The organism is Acinetobacter junii (assembly GCF_018336855.1).
In the GTDB taxonomy this organism is placed as follows: domain Bacteria; phylum Pseudomonadota; class Gammaproteobacteria; order Pseudomonadales; family Moraxellaceae; genus Acinetobacter; species Acinetobacter junii.
On sequence record NZ_CP059558.1, the window covers coordinates 2,537,549 to 2,553,849 of the forward strand.

Annotated in this window: 11 protein-coding genes and 1 pseudogene; 3 read left to right on the top strand and 9 right to left on the bottom strand. The window is 37.1% G+C overall.

The genetic code is table 11. The features are described 5' to 3' along the window. Positions 1-138 precede the first annotated feature (138 nt). Positions 139-1,029: a KPN_02809 family neutral zinc metallopeptidase gene (ypfJ, locus tag H2677_RS11695; protein ID WP_212638612.1), complete on the bottom strand. Its 891-nt coding sequence runs from the start codon at positions 1,027-1,029 to the stop codon at positions 139-141. A 37-nt stretch (positions 1,030-1,066) separates the two neighbouring features. Further along, positions 1,067-1,990, bottom strand: coding sequence for a DUF808 domain-containing protein (locus H2677_RS11700; protein WP_004963560.1), 924 nt, complete (start codon positions 1,988-1,990; stop codon positions 1,067-1,069). A 163-nt stretch (positions 1,991-2,153) separates the two neighbouring features. On the opposite strand from H2677_RS11700, the gene trpS reads away from it, so the two are divergent. The 3 genes from trpS to H2677_RS11715 all read left to right on the top strand — a co-directional run bounded on the left by trpS (position 2,154) and on the right by H2677_RS11715 (position 5,976). Further along, positions 2,154-3,167, top strand: a complete 1,014-nt coding sequence (trpS, locus tag H2677_RS11705) for a tryptophan--tRNA ligase (RefSeq protein WP_004908319.1) — start codon at positions 2,154-2,156, stop codon at positions 3,165-3,167. A 419-nt stretch (positions 3,168-3,586) separates the two neighbouring features. Next, positions 3,587-4,231: a YqiJ family protein gene (locus H2677_RS11710; protein ID WP_004950838.1), complete on the top strand. Its 645-nt coding sequence runs from the start codon at positions 3,587-3,589 to the stop codon at positions 4,229-4,231. Positions 4,232-4,263: 32 nt separating this feature from the next. After that, positions 4,264-5,976: a flotillin family protein gene (locus H2677_RS11715; RefSeq protein WP_005402206.1), complete on the top strand. Its 1,713-nt coding sequence runs from the start codon at positions 4,264-4,266 to the stop codon at positions 5,974-5,976. Positions 5,977-6,017: 41 nt separating this feature from the next. Here the strand turns inward: H2677_RS11715 and pgaD are convergent, their stop codons facing one another. The 7 genes and pseudogenes from pgaD to lpdA all read right to left on the bottom strand — a co-directional run bounded on the left by pgaD (position 6,018) and on the right by lpdA (position 16,248). Continuing rightward, a complete protein-coding gene (pgaD, locus tag H2677_RS11720) occupies positions 6,018-6,497 on the bottom strand; it encodes a poly-beta-1,6-N-acetyl-D-glucosamine biosynthesis protein PgaD (RefSeq protein WP_212638613.1) in 480 nt (159 codons plus the stop codon). Next, positions 6,484-7,759, bottom strand: a pseudogene (gene pgaC, locus H2677_RS11725) (poly-beta-1,6-N-acetyl-D-glucosamine synthase). Before pgaC ends, pgaD begins: the two are co-directional and overlap by 14 nt. 2 nt (positions 7,760-7,761) lie before the next feature. Continuing rightward, positions 7,762-9,597 carry a poly-beta-1,6-N-acetyl-D-glucosamine N-deacetylase PgaB gene (gene pgaB / locus H2677_RS11730; RefSeq protein WP_212638614.1) on the bottom strand — a complete coding sequence of 612 codons (1,836 nt, stop codon included), beginning with the start codon at positions 9,595-9,597 and terminating at the stop codon, positions 7,762-7,764. Then, positions 9,597-12,059 carry a poly-beta-1,6 N-acetyl-D-glucosamine export porin PgaA gene (pgaA, locus tag H2677_RS11735; RefSeq protein WP_212638615.1) on the bottom strand — a complete coding sequence of 821 codons (2,463 nt, stop codon included), beginning with the start codon at positions 12,057-12,059 and terminating at the stop codon, positions 9,597-9,599. The genes pgaB and pgaA overlap by 1 nt, the downstream gene beginning before the upstream one ends. Before the next feature lie 546 nt (positions 12,060-12,605). Beyond that, on the bottom strand, positions 12,606-13,496 hold the full coding sequence (gene sucD / locus H2677_RS11740; RefSeq protein ID WP_004908342.1) for a succinate--CoA ligase subunit alpha: 891 nt from the start codon (positions 13,494-13,496) through the stop codon (positions 12,606-12,608). A gap of 14 nt (positions 13,497-13,510) precedes the next feature. After that, positions 13,511-14,677 carry an ADP-forming succinate--CoA ligase subunit beta gene (gene sucC, locus H2677_RS11745; protein WP_004908344.1) on the bottom strand — a complete coding sequence of 389 codons (1,167 nt, stop codon included), beginning with the start codon at positions 14,675-14,677 and terminating at the stop codon, positions 13,511-13,513. Positions 14,678-14,814: 137 nt separating this feature from the next. Then, positions 14,815-16,248 (bottom strand): dihydrolipoyl dehydrogenase, encoded by a 1,434-nt coding sequence (gene lpdA / locus H2677_RS11750; protein WP_212638616.1) that lies wholly within the window; start codon positions 16,246-16,248, stop codon positions 14,815-14,817. Between the last annotated feature and the right edge of the window lie 53 nt (positions 16,249-16,301).

A 16,301-nucleotide genomic window follows, 5' to 3' on the forward strand; every position in this document is an offset into this window, starting at 1 on the left:
TTCTTTTTTCTTTCTTTTTCTAAACCTTATAGTTTAGCTAGGAAATTACTTCATCAGCTAAACATAGTTACTTTAATCGAGCGAAACGATATATCGGTATACATTTCGTATGAAAATCAACAATCAATAAAATTCAGACTATTTAAAAGTATTACATTGATTGATATCACCTGTGGTGTATCCCAACTCAAACCATTGCATACGTTGTTCGCTTGTACCATGAGTAAAGCTATCTGGTACAACTTGACCTGTTGCTCTTCTTTGTAAGTAATCATCACCAATTTTTTCAGCAGCATCCATTGCCTCTGCGATATCACCCTGTTCGAGAAATTGTGTTCTTTGTTGATTTTGATTCGCCCAAATACCAGCGAAACAATCTGCTTGAAGTTCTAAGCGAACTGAAAGTTGATTTCCTTCAACTTGGCTGGATTGCGCACGAGCCTGCTGCACTTTTCCTGAGATACCAAGTAGGTTCTGAATATGATGTCCAACCTCATGTGCGATGACATAAGCTTGTGCAAAATCCCCAGCTTGATCTTGACGTGACAATTCTGTTTGATTTTGCTCACCAGAAATACCCATTTGTTGGCGCATATCTTTAAAGAAAGAAGTATCGATATAAACCTTTTGGTCAGCTGGGCAATAAAAGGGACCCATTGCCGATTGCGCAGTACCACAACCTGATTTCACCGCCCCACTAAATAAAACTAGTCGAGGAGGCTTATAAGTCATGCCTAATTGTTGAAAAATTGGCGTCCATGTATCTTCTGTATCAGCTAATACCGTACCCACAAACTCACTTGCTTCTTTTTGTTCTAAAGTCAGATTTTGCGGTGCTTCGGCTGTTGATGTTGTTTCACTGGTGACAGCTTGTGTTGCTTGGTAAGCTTGCTGGGGATCAACACCAAAAAACTTCCAAGCAATAAATGCAACCACTAAACCGATGATACTAATACCACCAGCTTTAACACCGCCACCACCACGACGATCTTCCACATTGGTACTTACACGACGCCCTTTCCAACGCATGACTACCTCTCTTTATTATAATGATGACGGTTTCTTTTTATTTAGATGCTTTTGACCAAACTTTTTGTATTAGCCCGACAACAATTAATACAATAGCACCCGCGATAAATCCAATACCCAAGTTAATTAATGTTGGTGTTAATGCACCAATGATTGAACCAAAACTTGGGATTAACTCCAAATGATCAACAGTTTCTTCCGTAAAATGGTGTAATAAAGGAATCGTGTGTGTAATGATGCCACCACCGACTAAAAACATTGCTACTGTACCTACAACAGACAATGTTTTCATCAAAATCGGAGCAAAAGCCAGTAAGCCACGCCCTACTTTATTTTTAAATTCTGAAGCTTGTTGAGTTAAATACAACCCTAAATCATCAATTTTGACAATCATCGCTACAAAACCATAAACACCAATTGTCATAGCAATCGCAATAACACTCAATACAGATACTTTAGTCATAAATGCGGCTGTCGCAACAGTACCCAACGAAATCACAACAATTTCAGCAGATAGAATAAAATCTGTACGTATTGCACCTTTGACTTTTTCTTTTTCAAATTTTGCTAAATCAACCTCTATTGCTTCTAGATCAGCACTTGCTTCTTCGGCAGTTTTTGCTTTTTTGTGATGTAGCATGTGTACTACTTTTTCTACACCTTCATAACAAAGGAATAGACCACCAATCATCAATAATGGATTAATAAGCCAAGGTGCAACTACGCTAATTAACAATGCTAATGGAACAAGAATGAGTTTATTAACAAATGAGCCTTTTGCTACGCTCCATACAACTGGTAATTCTCGGTCAGAGCGAACACCACTCACCTGTTGAGCGTTTAAAGCTAAATCATCACCTAATACACCAGCTGTTTTTTTTGCTGCCATTTTACTCATTACAGCAACGTCATCTAAAATCGTTGCAATATCATCAAGTAATAGTAATAAACCACTCGCCATTTTTATTTCCTAGTTTGTATTTATCTCGCTATTGTAGATTTACTCAATAAATTCACAACATTATTTTCATAAAAGTTTGTTCAATCGCTGACGAAATTTTTTTATTTCCCGTACAATAAGGTCAATTTTATATTTATGAAATCACTGAATCTTGGAACATATCATGAGTAATGCTGATCAACGTCCAATCATTTTGACTGGCGACCGCCCTACTGGACAACTTCATTTAGGTCATTTTGTCGGTTCATTGCGTTCTCGTGTTGGTTTACAAGACAGTCATCATCAACACTTATTGCTTGCTGATGCTCAAGCTTTGACTGACAACGCAGATAATCCTGATAAAGTACGAAATAATATTCTTCAAGTTGCTTTAGATTATCTTGCCGTTGGAATTGATCCAACTAAAACAACGATTTGCGTTCAATCATGTTTACCAGCCCTCAATGAGCTGACCATGCTTTACCTCAACTTCGTTACGGTTGCTCGCTTAGAACGCAATCCAACAATTAAATCTGAAATTCAGATGCGCGGTTTTGAGCGTGATATCCCTGCTGGCTTCTTATGCTATCCAGTTGCTCAAGCAGCGGATATTACGGCATTTAAAGCAACGGTTGTCCCTGTAGGCGAAGACCAAATTCCAATGATTGAACAAACCAATGAAATTGTTCGTCGTGTAAATCGTCAAATTGGACATGATCTCCTACCAGAATGCAAAGCATTATTATCAAACATGGGACGTTTACCAGGATTCGATGGTAAGGCAAAAATGTCAAAGTCTTTAGGTAATACTATTGTTTTAAATGCATCTGATAAAGACATCAAAAAAGCTGTCAATGCGATGTACACCGATCCAAATCATTTGCGTATTGAAGATCCAGGTCAAGTTGAAGGAAATATCGTATTCACTTATTTAGATGCATTTGATCCAAACAAAGAAGAAGTTGAAGAATTAAAAGCACATTATCGTCGTGGTGGCTTAGGTGATGGTACGGTTAAAAAACGTTTAGAAGGTATTCTAAAGGAACTGATTACTCCAATCCGTGAACGTCGTGCTGAACTTGAAAAAGATCCAGACTATATTATGGATATTCTTAAGCATGGTACTGACAAATGTCGAGATATCACGCAACAAACTTTAGATGAAGTAAAAAGTGGATTAGGTTTATTTAAATTCTAATTACAATACTTTTACCATAAAAATAGCCCATTTTTGGGCTATTTTTATTTAAGCTTTTGATTTAAGTTTATTTTAGGAACTTTAACCCGAACCCAATAACTAACAAATTTTGTCACTTATTAACACTTGATAACACTCGTTAACACGAATACCTATGAACACAGTCAAGTTTTTTATTAGTATAGCCAAGTAGGTTAGATAACACTAATCTCATGACATTTCTCCTTTCAACCGAAACTGTTTTTACAGATTCGTTGTTCAACGCAATGACAACCCCAATCATTGCGTTTTTTTTTTGCTTTAAATATTTAGCTTGGAATTTGATTGAATTTTATGCTCGATACAATTAATCTTATAAATAATTAGTTTTTATAATTTTTTTAAAAAAATTTTTCCAAAAGAAAAAAGAGTATATACAAATGATATGGGATTTATTAATACACCCTTCCAACATTGTTTTTAGCGTTTCTTTATTGCTATGTCTATGTATAGGTGTATTAGAATTGATTTTATTAATGTTTGGAGGAAGCAGCAGCTTCATCGATCAATTTCTTCCCGATAGTTTGACTGACGTTGATCACGCTGATGTTTCAATGGATCATGCAGATAACCTTTTCACTCAGTTTTTAGAATGGCTGTATCTTGGAAAAGTACCTTTACTAGTTTGGTTGATTATTTTCCTAACTGTTTATTCACTCACTGGTTTAATTATTCAAGATGTTTTTTTCAATTTTACTGAACACTATCTATCTGCTTGGATCATTGCACCTGCCTGTCTTTTTCTATGTATGCCACTCGTTCGTGTTGCAGCAAAACTCATTTCCAAAATTATTCCTAAAGATGAAACAACTGCGATTCATAGTGATGATCTGATTGGTCGTACTGCCAAAATTATATTGGGTGAGGCAAAGCCTAATTCTCCTGCCCAAGCAAAAGTGAAAGATCAATTTGGACAAATGCACTATGTTTTAGTGGAACCAGAATTAGATGTTGTTTTTACTCAAGGTCAAGATGTGATTTTAACTCAAAGAACCAAAATTGGCTTTCAGGCTATTTCCGCTTAATTTTTTAATATAAATGATATGAGGGTGTTTTAATGTTCAATTCAGCATTGACTGAAATTTTAATTATTACAGGTGTAATTTTCGCAGCACTGATATTTATCGGTATCGTGATTGCTCGTTTATATACTCGTTCAAGCAAAGAAGTTTCATTCGTAAGAACTGGTTTCGGTGGAGAAAAAGTCATCTTGAATGGCGGTGCGATTGTGCTTCCTGTATTGCATGAAATCATCCCCGTCAATATGAACACATTGCGTCTAGAAGTAAAACGTGCAGCTGACCAAGCTTTGATTACACGTGACCGTATGCGTGTAGATGTAATGGCTGAATTCTACGTTCGCGTAAAACCTACAGGTGAATCGATTGCGACTGCAGCGCAAACCTTAGGTCGGAAAACCATGTCTCCACAGGAGTTAAAAGATTTAGTCGAAGGTAAATTTGTCGACTCTTTACGTGCTGTAGCCGCGGAAATGGCAATGGAAGAACTACATGAAAAGCGTGTCGACTTTGTACAAAAAGTTCAACAGGTGGTTTCTGAAGATTTATCTAAAAACGGATTAGAACTTGAAACCGTTTCATTGACAGGTTTAGATCAAACTGGTTTTGAATATTTCAATCCACAAAATGCTTTTGATGCTGAAGGCTTAACTAAACTTACAGAAACAATCGAAGACCGTCGTAAGAAGCGTAATGATATTGAACAGGATGCTGATTTAGCGATTCGTGCTAAAAATCTCGAAGCAGAGCGTGCGCGCCTTGAGATTTCTCGTGAAGAAGAATATGCAAAACTGCAACAAGAACGCGAAATTTCTATTCGTAAAGCCGAACAACATGCTGAAATTGCTTCTCAAGAAGCAGGTAAAAAACGTGAAGCTGAAGAAGCTCGTATTGCTGCTGAACGTGAAGTTGAACTTAAACGTATCGCTTCTGCTCGTGATGTAGAAAACGAAAATATCCAAAAAGCTCAACTTATTCAAAAAGCACAAGTTGAACAGAAAAAAACTATCGAACTCGCAGAGCAAGATCGTGCAATTGCAATTGCTGAAAAATCACGTGCCGAATCTGAAGCTAAAGCTCAAGCTGACAAAGCCAGAGCTGAGGCTGTAAAAGCTGAAGAAGAAGTCGTCACGGTGCGAGAAACTCAAAGAGCAGAACGTCAAAAAGCTGTCGAGCTTGTAGCAGCTAAACAAACTGCTGAAAAAGAAGCGATTGCGATTACTGTGGCAGCTGATGCAGGTAAAAAAGCTGCAGCAGATGAAGCAGAAGCTGTTCGAATTGCTGCGGAAGCTGAAGCCGAAAAGATACGCTTAAAAGCAAAAGGTGAAGCTGATGCTAAGGTACTTCTCGCACAAGCTCTCGAAAAACAATATCAAGTAGATGCTGAAGGTACACGTGCAGTGAATGAGGCAGCCAATGTTCTTTCTGCAGAGCAAGTGGAGATGCAAGTTCGTTTAGCCTTACTCAAACATTTACCAGATATTATTCGTGAAAGCGTTAAACCAATGGAGAATATTGACGATATCAAAATTCTACAGGTGAATGGTTTAAATGGTTTTGCTGGTGGTACTACATCAGGTGAAACCACTGAAAACGGTCAAACGTCTTTGTCTGATCAAGTTGTGAATAGTGCCCTACGCTACCGTTCTCAAGCACCTTTGATCGATAGCTTAATGAATGAATTAGGCCTACAAGGTGGTGATATTAACGGCCTTACTAATACTTTAAAATCTCAAAATAAATTAGATTGATAAGAATAAGTCAAAGATAAACGCGGTCTTGACCGCGTTTTTTATTGTTTTTCAGCCAGCTCAAAATTGGTTAACCTTCCTTCCTGATCATAATGCAGGGTGACATTCTTAGCATCTCTTAAGGCATTCATTTGTTCAGTATTTAACTCGAAACTCAGTGCTAATTGATCTACAGAAATATTTTTCGGAAAGGATCTTCTTTCTTTAATATAAAAACGAAACCAATTGTAGATCGCCCAAATAATTAAAGTCAGGATAAACAACATGATAGAAATAATTAAATAAAGGATATCAATCGATTGCTCTGGTATATTCATCACGAATAATTGTTCATATGCACTGAAACCTTGGAAAATCCATAATAATGCAGTGATTAATGGCATAAAAATCCATATCCAAAGCAACCAACCTAAAAAAAACAATCCATAGCCAGCCATTTTGTTTCTGACATAACGAGGTTCATCAATGTACTGAGGAATTTCCAATTGTGTAAGGTCATAGACCATTTTAAAGTTTGACATGATCTTGCCCCTCTCTAAATCCACGATCAGGACTTACCCAACGTGCACGTTTTGGTTTTTTTAAATATGGTTTTTGGCAATGCAATCGCAGTTGTGATGGTCATTAATACCCAGAAAAATAATGGATACCAGATGACCCAAAAATATGTTCGTAAGGTTCGACTATTGTCATATTGGCGGTCGATCATCAAACTCACTAAAAACTGTATTAGACAGGTCATACCTAAAACAATCCCATACCAGTTAGGCAGTACGGTATGAACCGCCCATTGTTCTGGTAACTCTACAAATAAGCCAATCACATAAAGAAGAATGATAGCAGTCATCACATAAACCCAAATTACGCTAATAATTGCTTCAAAAACGACTGGCCACATGCGTCTTAAACGCCATTTAAATAACTTCGGTACATAAGCAAATAAGACTTCGATACCACCTTGCGCCCAACGTAGGCGTTGTTGCCACAATCCTTTAAAGGTTTCAGGCATGTAGATATAACAAAGTGCTTTTGGTACATACTGTAAGTCCCAATGATCGAACTGGAGCCGCCATGAGACATCAATATCCTCTGTGATCATGTCATCACGCCAATAACCAATTCGATCTAGTGCTGTTTTTCTAAAACCAGCAATCACCCCTGATACCGTAAAAATACGTCCATAAGTACGTTGTGCGCGTTTAATCAATCCAATGATTGAAGAGAACTCACCTACTTGAATTTTTCCCAACACACTGGAACGGTTAATAATGCGTGGATTACCTGTTACTGCACCGACTCTCGGATAATGTGTTAGATGATTCATCATCCAAAAAACGGCATGAGGATGCAGTAAAGCATCGCCATCAATGCAAATTAGAAACTCATGCTGGCTGACCATCGCACCTGCTCTCAAGGCATATGCTTTGCCCTGATTTTCTGCCAAATGCACCACACGTAGTTTTGGATAGTGCAACGCAAGTTCATCTAAAATCTCTGCGGTTCTATCCGTACTCCCATCATTTATAGCAATCACCTCAAAATCAGGATATTGGCTTTGCATAGCGAACTTGATGGTTTCTCGAATTTGTTCTTCTTCATTAAAACAAGGAATGATAATGCTACAACTTTCTTGACTAGGTTCAGGGAAAACCGTTTGCCGAAATTCACGTTTGAAATAAAACCAAATTCCACCCGCCATCCAAAGCCAAGCCATTAATAAAGGAAATAAAAATGCAAATCCAAAAAATAAGTCGCTTAAAGAAATATCTGAAAAAAATTCCATAATTAGCGCCCTCCTTGTTTCAACACATAAGGATTGCGATAGCTGAGCGGACTACCATTTAAGCTCAACTCACGATAAAGATATTGATGAATCGTAGCCCCATAAGAAAGCTGATAATTATCTACACCAATTTTTTGAACACCTTGTCGTTTTAATTGCTGATAGATTTGCTGATATTTTTTCCAATCATAAGAGGAAGCTTGATTATCGATCTGCAAACTAATGATTAAATGTTGTTTTTCACGTTCAGTTAAAGTCGATAAAGCTTTATCTAGCTCATTTATATTATTTTTTGATTGATTCGAATCTAAAGCGATATACAGAAAATCAGCATGATCAGGAATCAACTGCAGTAACTTTTGTAGCCCACCCCACTGGGCTCCCTTGTAACTAAATTTTAGTGCTGTCTGATAATTTGTACTGACATTGACGTAATAATTTGCTTTCAATTTAGTCTTATTTTTGATCGTCAATACATCATTGATTTTCTTCTGACAAATGTGATCCCAATCTCGCTGAATAATTGCACAGTGTAATGTGTCATCTGTTTCAATCATCAAACCCGTGATGGAACTATTATTTTTGACTAAATCTGCAGTTAACTCTGACAAGTCGTAACCTTGTTGAGTTTCTAAACTCAGAGGAAGTTCTGCATAAACTTTATTTGCAATCCGTGTACGTGCTTGCCAGACCACCCGATTTAATAAGTCCGCTTTCATCGGTAAACTACGATTAGGAAAATAAGCAACATCAATTTTTCCATCATCATTCTGATCTTCAACAACGGTCAGCAATAAATTATTCGACTTAAAAGCTCCAACCTGATCCAATAATTGACCTAATCGCTGTTCAGAATTTCCATTATCTTTTACTAGTTCAGCTAAATTAAAACGCAGAAAACTCTTACGTTGCTTATAAGGTGCATGCCGATCCAATACAAAATCTTGCATTTCAGCGTAAATTTGAGCTGGTATTGGATTATCAATGATCAAAGCACGTTGATAAGTCCCAAATAAATCTGCTGTGTTTAACTCACTACCTAGGCTAAATGACAACGGTAAACCTACCATACTCGCCAATTCCTCGGTTTCTTTGGTCACAGCTCCATATGGCCAAAAGATTGCGCGAGTATTAGTACCTAGCTCTTTATCTAAAATTTGCTTAGATTGTTGCAAGTCCTTCACGACTCGATGTCTAAAGGCTTCATCAGTCTCATAACTTTCAGACTGAGGAAAATATTGCCGAGTAATTGCTGCGAACTCTAGATTTTTTTGAGGGTTTGCGGCTATACCGTAATGTAAATTGTCACTATGAGATCCAAACTCCACCAAACCCGAAGCTTGCATTTCTCGCATTTGCTGCCATGTCATCAAATTACTTGTACCATATGCCTCAATAGCATCTTTGGTATTGCCGTTAATCCAACTGGTTGGTATTGCAAATACAGCAGGGATTTTATGTAGTTTTAATAATGGAAAAATATGTGTGTATGCACTCGATACACCATCATCAACGGTTAATAACAACGCTCTCTCAGGAAGAGCTTTTCCTGCATTACGCGCTTGCCAAACATCCTCTAATCGTATCGGTTGCCATTTATTATCTTTAATCCATTGTAAAAATTGCGCAAAATTTTGACTGCTAATCGCATAATAATCACGATCACCTTTTGCTGCGACATCATCACGAACATCATGAAATGTCAGCGTCACAAATTGATTAGCTTTAGAGCTCGTTTGTGCGGATTCGGAAACTGCCTTATCAATAGGTTGTGCAAACAGATTGAATGACATTGCACTTATACACGCCAATAAGCAGAAAGGAGATTTTATATTCATTAGAACCTTCCTTCGAAGCCCAAAATGGCATACGTTTTGTCTTCGTGCTCACCATCATAAGGATGGGATCTCCACCCTACGCCATAATTTAGATACCAAACACGTGAAATTCGCCAATCATGGCGATACAAAAAGTTATAAACGGGCTGATGAGCAAAATCTTTTTGCTTAAAAGTACCCAGAGTCAGCTCAAAATGCTGTTTAAAGTCACGCTCATATTCACGCCATGTCAACCAATCATGTTGCAGATTTAACTCGATGCTATGACTAGATACAGAGTTAAAATAATCAACTTGCACAGCTTTATTTCTTCCGTAATATCCAGTAACAGTCGCTGTGCTTGTGTGTTGTGGTGATTGAAAAAATTGCTGACTGAAATATGCCTGATACGCTTGTCGTAAATTTCCATCATCAATATCTATCGCTTGATATTGAATACCTGCTTTTCGAGACTCATTAGCTTGCCAATTCATCGCGGCTACATAAGATTGCCCTTTATGCTTTTGATCAATTGCTTGTAATGGTATATCAGCATCAGAATCGACTGAGAAGTTGTATGCCCAATGATCATTTAACCAATGTGACCAATCCAATCTAACACCAAGTCGCTCTTGATCCTTTCTTTCGGACAATAGAATATTGGCTGTTTTTCTATTTGAAGACCATTCCAGTCCCAGCCCTACCCGAGCATCGTCTAATTTCTTATTTTTATACCGTGCTTTTCGATATTGATGCTCAAGAAAGATACGATAATAATCATTAAACCAAGGACTATTTAAACGCGTCCAGAAACTCTGTTCGTTTGATCCTCGTAAACTATTTAATAGACGATCATCATTAGACTTATTCCTTGAAAAATAACTATGATGTTCTACACTCCACCGATCGCGATCCTTTAACTCTTTATAACTTAGTTGGACACCTGTATCGTCCGCAGCTGATTGTAAGAGCTTTTTATTTAATTCTCTCCAATATGAAATATTTCCCAGAGCTTGCGCATTATTCATTTGGTTGATTTCCGTCATTTGGCTGACTTCATCCAAACCATTCCATTGTTCTAAACCTTGTTTCGCTGTTAATGGTTTTTGCCTCCAACGTTGAATCAAAGCCAGATTATTTTGATAACCAATATTACGTGGTGCGATTGAAACCAAATTTTCAAAATACTGTTCGGCTTTTTCTAGCTCATTCCGATAAGCAAGATTTAACCCTTTTAAACTTAAATATTGTTCCCAATCTTCATGAGTTGTACGATCTACACCTTTTACTTGGCTATATTGATAACGTCTTAATTGATGCTCCATTTCATCAATCAAGTTATTTGCTTCTTCAAATTTTTCTTGTTCTAAATACGCATAATATAAGGCTGAATAAACATCATAATCAGCATAGTTCTTTTCATTAAATAATGACAAATAAACTTGCTCTGCTTGTTCAGGTTGATTGGTCGCTAAATACGCATCTGCAATTGCATGACGTGTATAAGTTGGCCAAAGATCTAGTGGAATACTAATACTCTGTAAAGTAGTTAATATATCCGTGTAACGCTTACGTTTCGCTAAAGCATAGATGTAATCAGAATAAAAGCTTTTTTGCCAATGAGGATAACCATTTACTATGGGTTTATACGATTCCATTTCAGCAAGCACGCTGTCTAATTCAACATATGCATCTGCATATTTGCTTTCTTGTTGAGCAGTTTTATAAGCAAGTACTGCATTTTTAATTTGAGTGGCGAATTGACTGAGTTTAATTCTGATCACTAAATCAGGATGAGTCTGAAATAAGACAGAACCTTTTACATATTCATCTGTCACCTTATAATTTCCGTTGTCAGTCAGTGCTAATAAATATTCCTCTTGAGAAAATTGAGTTTTTTTCTTATCGAAAGCAGCATTTGCAGCTTGCAATGCTTGGATAGGCATTCCCACTAATCGATAGGTATACGATAACAGCACTAGTTCTTCTGCATTTAATTGCTGCATATCTACTTGTTTTAATATGGTTTGAGCTTCCTGATTTTGCTTTGTTTCAGCAGCTATCGTAGCTAACCATACATTCCACCCTATTTGAGGATTATGAGCTCTAAACCCTGTAATCATCTTTTTAGCCAGAGAATATTGTCTGGCATCTCTTAAGGTTTTAACGACACTGGTCTGCGCATAAATAGGAAATATTTCTATTTGTATATTTTCTATATAGGTAATCAACTCAGTCGCATGAAGCGTATTTCTTCCATAAGAAAGTACAAAATAATCCGCAATTAATTTTTGGTCTTTAGGATACAAAACTAATAATTTCTTTAGATCAAGTAACCCATGATCAACCTCTCCTTTCTGGATTAATTGAACAGCGTACTCCCTCTGTTGATCAATCGGATTTGAATAAACAGCGCTTCCACAACACAATAAAGCAAAAAGAGATACACAATGCACAGGAATAAATAATTTTATTTTAATCATATTATTCCTCATTATTTAGTATTTATTATAAATAATAATTTAATAAAAAAATAACCACAACAATAAATTAAAAAATTTTACTCTAAATTAAATTTAAATATAAAATTATACCAAAGTTTAAAATAAAAATTAATATAAGCATATGTAATAATTAAACTTATTCAAAAACAATATAAAAATAAAATAAAATTTAATTTTCCATACGAAAAACTTAAAAAAACGAAAAATAATTTAGATAAACATTTTATTAAATAAAACTTAAAAAGAAAGAACGACCTGTATAATAAAGATCGTTCTGTATGAATTAAAAACAGATAATATTTAAAACTCATTTTTAATATTTTAATTAAGCTTTTTCAATAAAAAATAAAACCTAAACATAATATAAAAAATTATACTTTCATCTATTACAATCAGTTAATTATATCCATCAAATTTATTTATATGATTTCTTCGGCATCTTGCACGTATTTTGTCACAATATTACACTCATAAAAAAACCCAATGTCACCATTGGGTTTTTTCAAGATAAATAAATCTAACGTATTACGCTAAACCTTTCTCTTTCAGCACTTGCATCATTGTTGAGCCAAGTTCAGCTGGGCTACGAGTGTAAGCCATACCTGCTTTTTCGAATGCAGCAAATTTCTCTTCTGCTGTACCTTTACCACCAGAGATAATCGCACCAGCATGACCCATACGTTTACCTTTAGGTGCAGTTACACCAGCGATGTAACCAACAACTGGCTTGGTTACATTCGATTGAATGAATTCAGCAGCTTCTTCTTCTGCAGTACCACCAATCTCACCAATCATGATGATTGCATCAGTATCAGGATCGTCTTGGAATAATTTCAATGCATCGATTTGGTTCATACCTGGGATTGGGTCACCACCGATACCGATACAAGTAGATTGACCTAAACCAAGCTTAGTTGTTTGAGCAACCGCTTCATAAGTCAATGTACCTGAACGTGAGATAATACCAATACGACCAGGTTGGTGGATGTGACCAGGCATAATACCGATCTTACATTCACCTGGAGTGATCACGCCTGGGCAGTTAGGACCAACTAAACGAGTACCATTACCGTTAGTTTCTAAATAGCGTTTTGCTTTAAGCATATCGATTGTTGGAACACCTTCAGTGATCACAACAATAAGACCAACGCCTGAATCAACCGCTTCAACAATAGAATCTAATACAAACGGAGCTGGAACATAAATAACAGATGCATCAGCACCAGTTTCACGTACAGCATCTTTCATTGTATTGAATACAGGAAGGTCAAGGTGTGTTGTTCCACCTTTACCTGGCGTAACACCACCAACAACTTTTGTACCGTAGTCTAAAGCTTGTGCAGAGTGGAAAGTACCGTTTTTACCAGTAAAACCTTGTACCAATACTTTAGTGTCTTTATTAATTAATACGCTCATGATTGATACTCCCCTTACGCTTTAACTGCAGCAACAATTTTTTCTGCAGCATCAGATAAACCGTTTGCAGAAATTAATTTCAAACCAGATTCATCAAGCAATTTCGCACCTAGCTCAGCATTGTTACCTTCTAAGCGAACAACAACTGGTACAGTTACGTTTACTTCTTGAACTGCTGCAATAATTGCTTCAGCAATCATGTCACAACGAACGATACCACCGAAGATGTTGATTAAAACACCTTGTACAGAAGTATCAGCAAGAATAATTTTGAATGCTTCGATTACACGCTCTTTAGTCGCACCGCCACCAACATCTAGGAAGTTAGCAGGCTGACCACCATAAAGCTTGATAATGTCCATCGTTGCCATTGCAAGACCAGCACCATTCACCATACAACCGATGTTACCTTCTAAAGCAACATAGTTAAGGTCAAATTCAGATGCTTTTAATTCACGCTCATTTTCTTGAGATTTATCACGCAAAGCTGCAACTTCTGGCAAACGGTAAAGCGCATTAGAGTCAATACCTACTTTCGCGTCTACACATAAAATTTCGCCATTTTCACGAACTGAAAGTGGGTTAATTTCAAATAAAGCAAAATCATTTTCTACAAATGCTTGGTAAGCAGCAGACATAATTTTAACAAATTGACCGATTTGTTTATCTTTCAAACCAAGAGCAAATGCAACTTCACGTGCTTGGAATGGTTGTAAACCTACTAATGGATCAACTTCAACTTTAATAATTTTTTCAGGTGTTTCTTCAGCAACTTTCTCGATTTCTACACCACCTTCGGTAGAAGCCATGAAAGTAATACGACGGCTAGAACGATCTACAACCGCGCCTAAGTAAAGCTCACGCTCAACTGGATAGACATCTTCTGCAACAATAATGCTGTTAACAGGCTGACCATTTGCATCTGTTTGATACGTTACAAGACGAGTACCAATAATATTGTTAGCAAATTCGATAACATCTTCTTTTGATTTTGCAACTTTTACGCCACCAGCCTTACCACGACCACCAGCATGTACTTGCGCTTTCATTACCGCGAATTTACCACCAAGCTGTTCAAACGCAGCTACTGCTTCATCTGCATTTGTTGCCAAAATACCTTCTTGTACTGGCATGCCATATTTTTTTAATAACGCTTTAGCTTGATACTCATGTAAGTTCATTTAATTACCTACTACGTTGTTTATTGTGACGCGACCTAGATATTCTTAACACTAGGACACTACATTATGAGACGACGACTGTCTTATAAACCAATCGTCTTCATTCAAAAAAGTGTGGCGAACCACACTTTTTGTTTTTATTTGCGCTTACGTTGAATCGCGTGGATTGCACGACCATCAACTGAAAGTGCAGCTTCATGTACAACTTCAGAGAACGTTGGATGACCAAAAGTCATCAACTGTAAATCTTCTATAGAAGAAACAAACTCAAGTGCGATCATACCCTGATGAACGATGTCTGATGCATTAGGACCGACAACGTGCATACCCAAAAGACGATCTGTTTTTGCGTCAGCAACGAATTTAACAAAACCAGCTGTATCACCAGCAGCTAATGCACGACCATTGACCGCAAACGGGAATTGACCTGCTTTAACTTCGTGACCTTTTTCAGCAGCTTGTTCTTCAGTTAAACCTACCCAAGCAGCTTCTGGATGCGTGTAAATAACACTAATAATAGTGTCATAATTTACTTGAGCAGCATGACCATGGATACGCTCAACTGCCATCACGCCTTCTTCCATTGCTTTATGAGCAAGCATTGGACCACGAACTAGATCACCGATTGCATAAACGCCTTCAACAGATGTTTGGCACTGATCATTTACATCAACTAAACCACGTTCAGTGAGTTTAATACCTGAATCTTCTGCCAATAGACCTTCTGCATAAGCCTTACGACCTACACAAACGATTAATTTGTCAAATACTTGCTCTTTATCTTCGCCAGCTTGGTTATATTTAACAGTCACTTCACGACCATTAACCTCTGTACCAGAAACTTTTGCACCAATACGAATATCTAAACCTTGTTTCTTCAAGATTTTTTGAAATTCTTTAGACAGTGCTTTATCAGCCATTGGAAGGAAAGCATCTAATGCTTCAAATACAACAACTTCCGAACCAAGACGACGCCATACCGAGCCTAACTCTAAACCGATAACACCTGCACCGATAACACCAAGACGTTTTGGAACTTCCGGGAATTTCAAAGCACCAGTTGAGTCAACAATCAAATCTTCATCAACAGGAGCTACAGGGATATTTACAGGTACTGAACCAGTCGCAAGAATGACATACTTAGGTTCTAAAACTTGTACTTCACCGTCAAATGGCGTGAATTCAACTTTTTTACCAGCAAGTAATTTACCAGTACCTTGTAACCACTCGATACCATTACCTTTAAGTAATTGAGCAACACCACCAGTCAATTGATCAACAACTTTGTCTTTGCGAGCTAACAAAGTATCTAAATCAAATTTAACTTCACCAGTCGTGATACCGTGTTCAGCAAGTTCATGAACTGTTGCTTCGTAACGATGAGAAGAGTCAAGCAATGCTTTAGAAGGGATACAACCTACGTTCAAACATGTACCACCCAAAGATGGTTTACCGTTGTGAATACGCTTTTCGATACATGCAACTTTAAAACCTAGTTGCGCAGCACGGATTGCTGCTTCGTAACCACCAGGTCCACCGCCAATAACAACAAGATCAAACTGTTGAGACATTTTTATCTCCAATCAATCTCCCTAAATCCCCTTTTGATTAAGGGGATTGAACT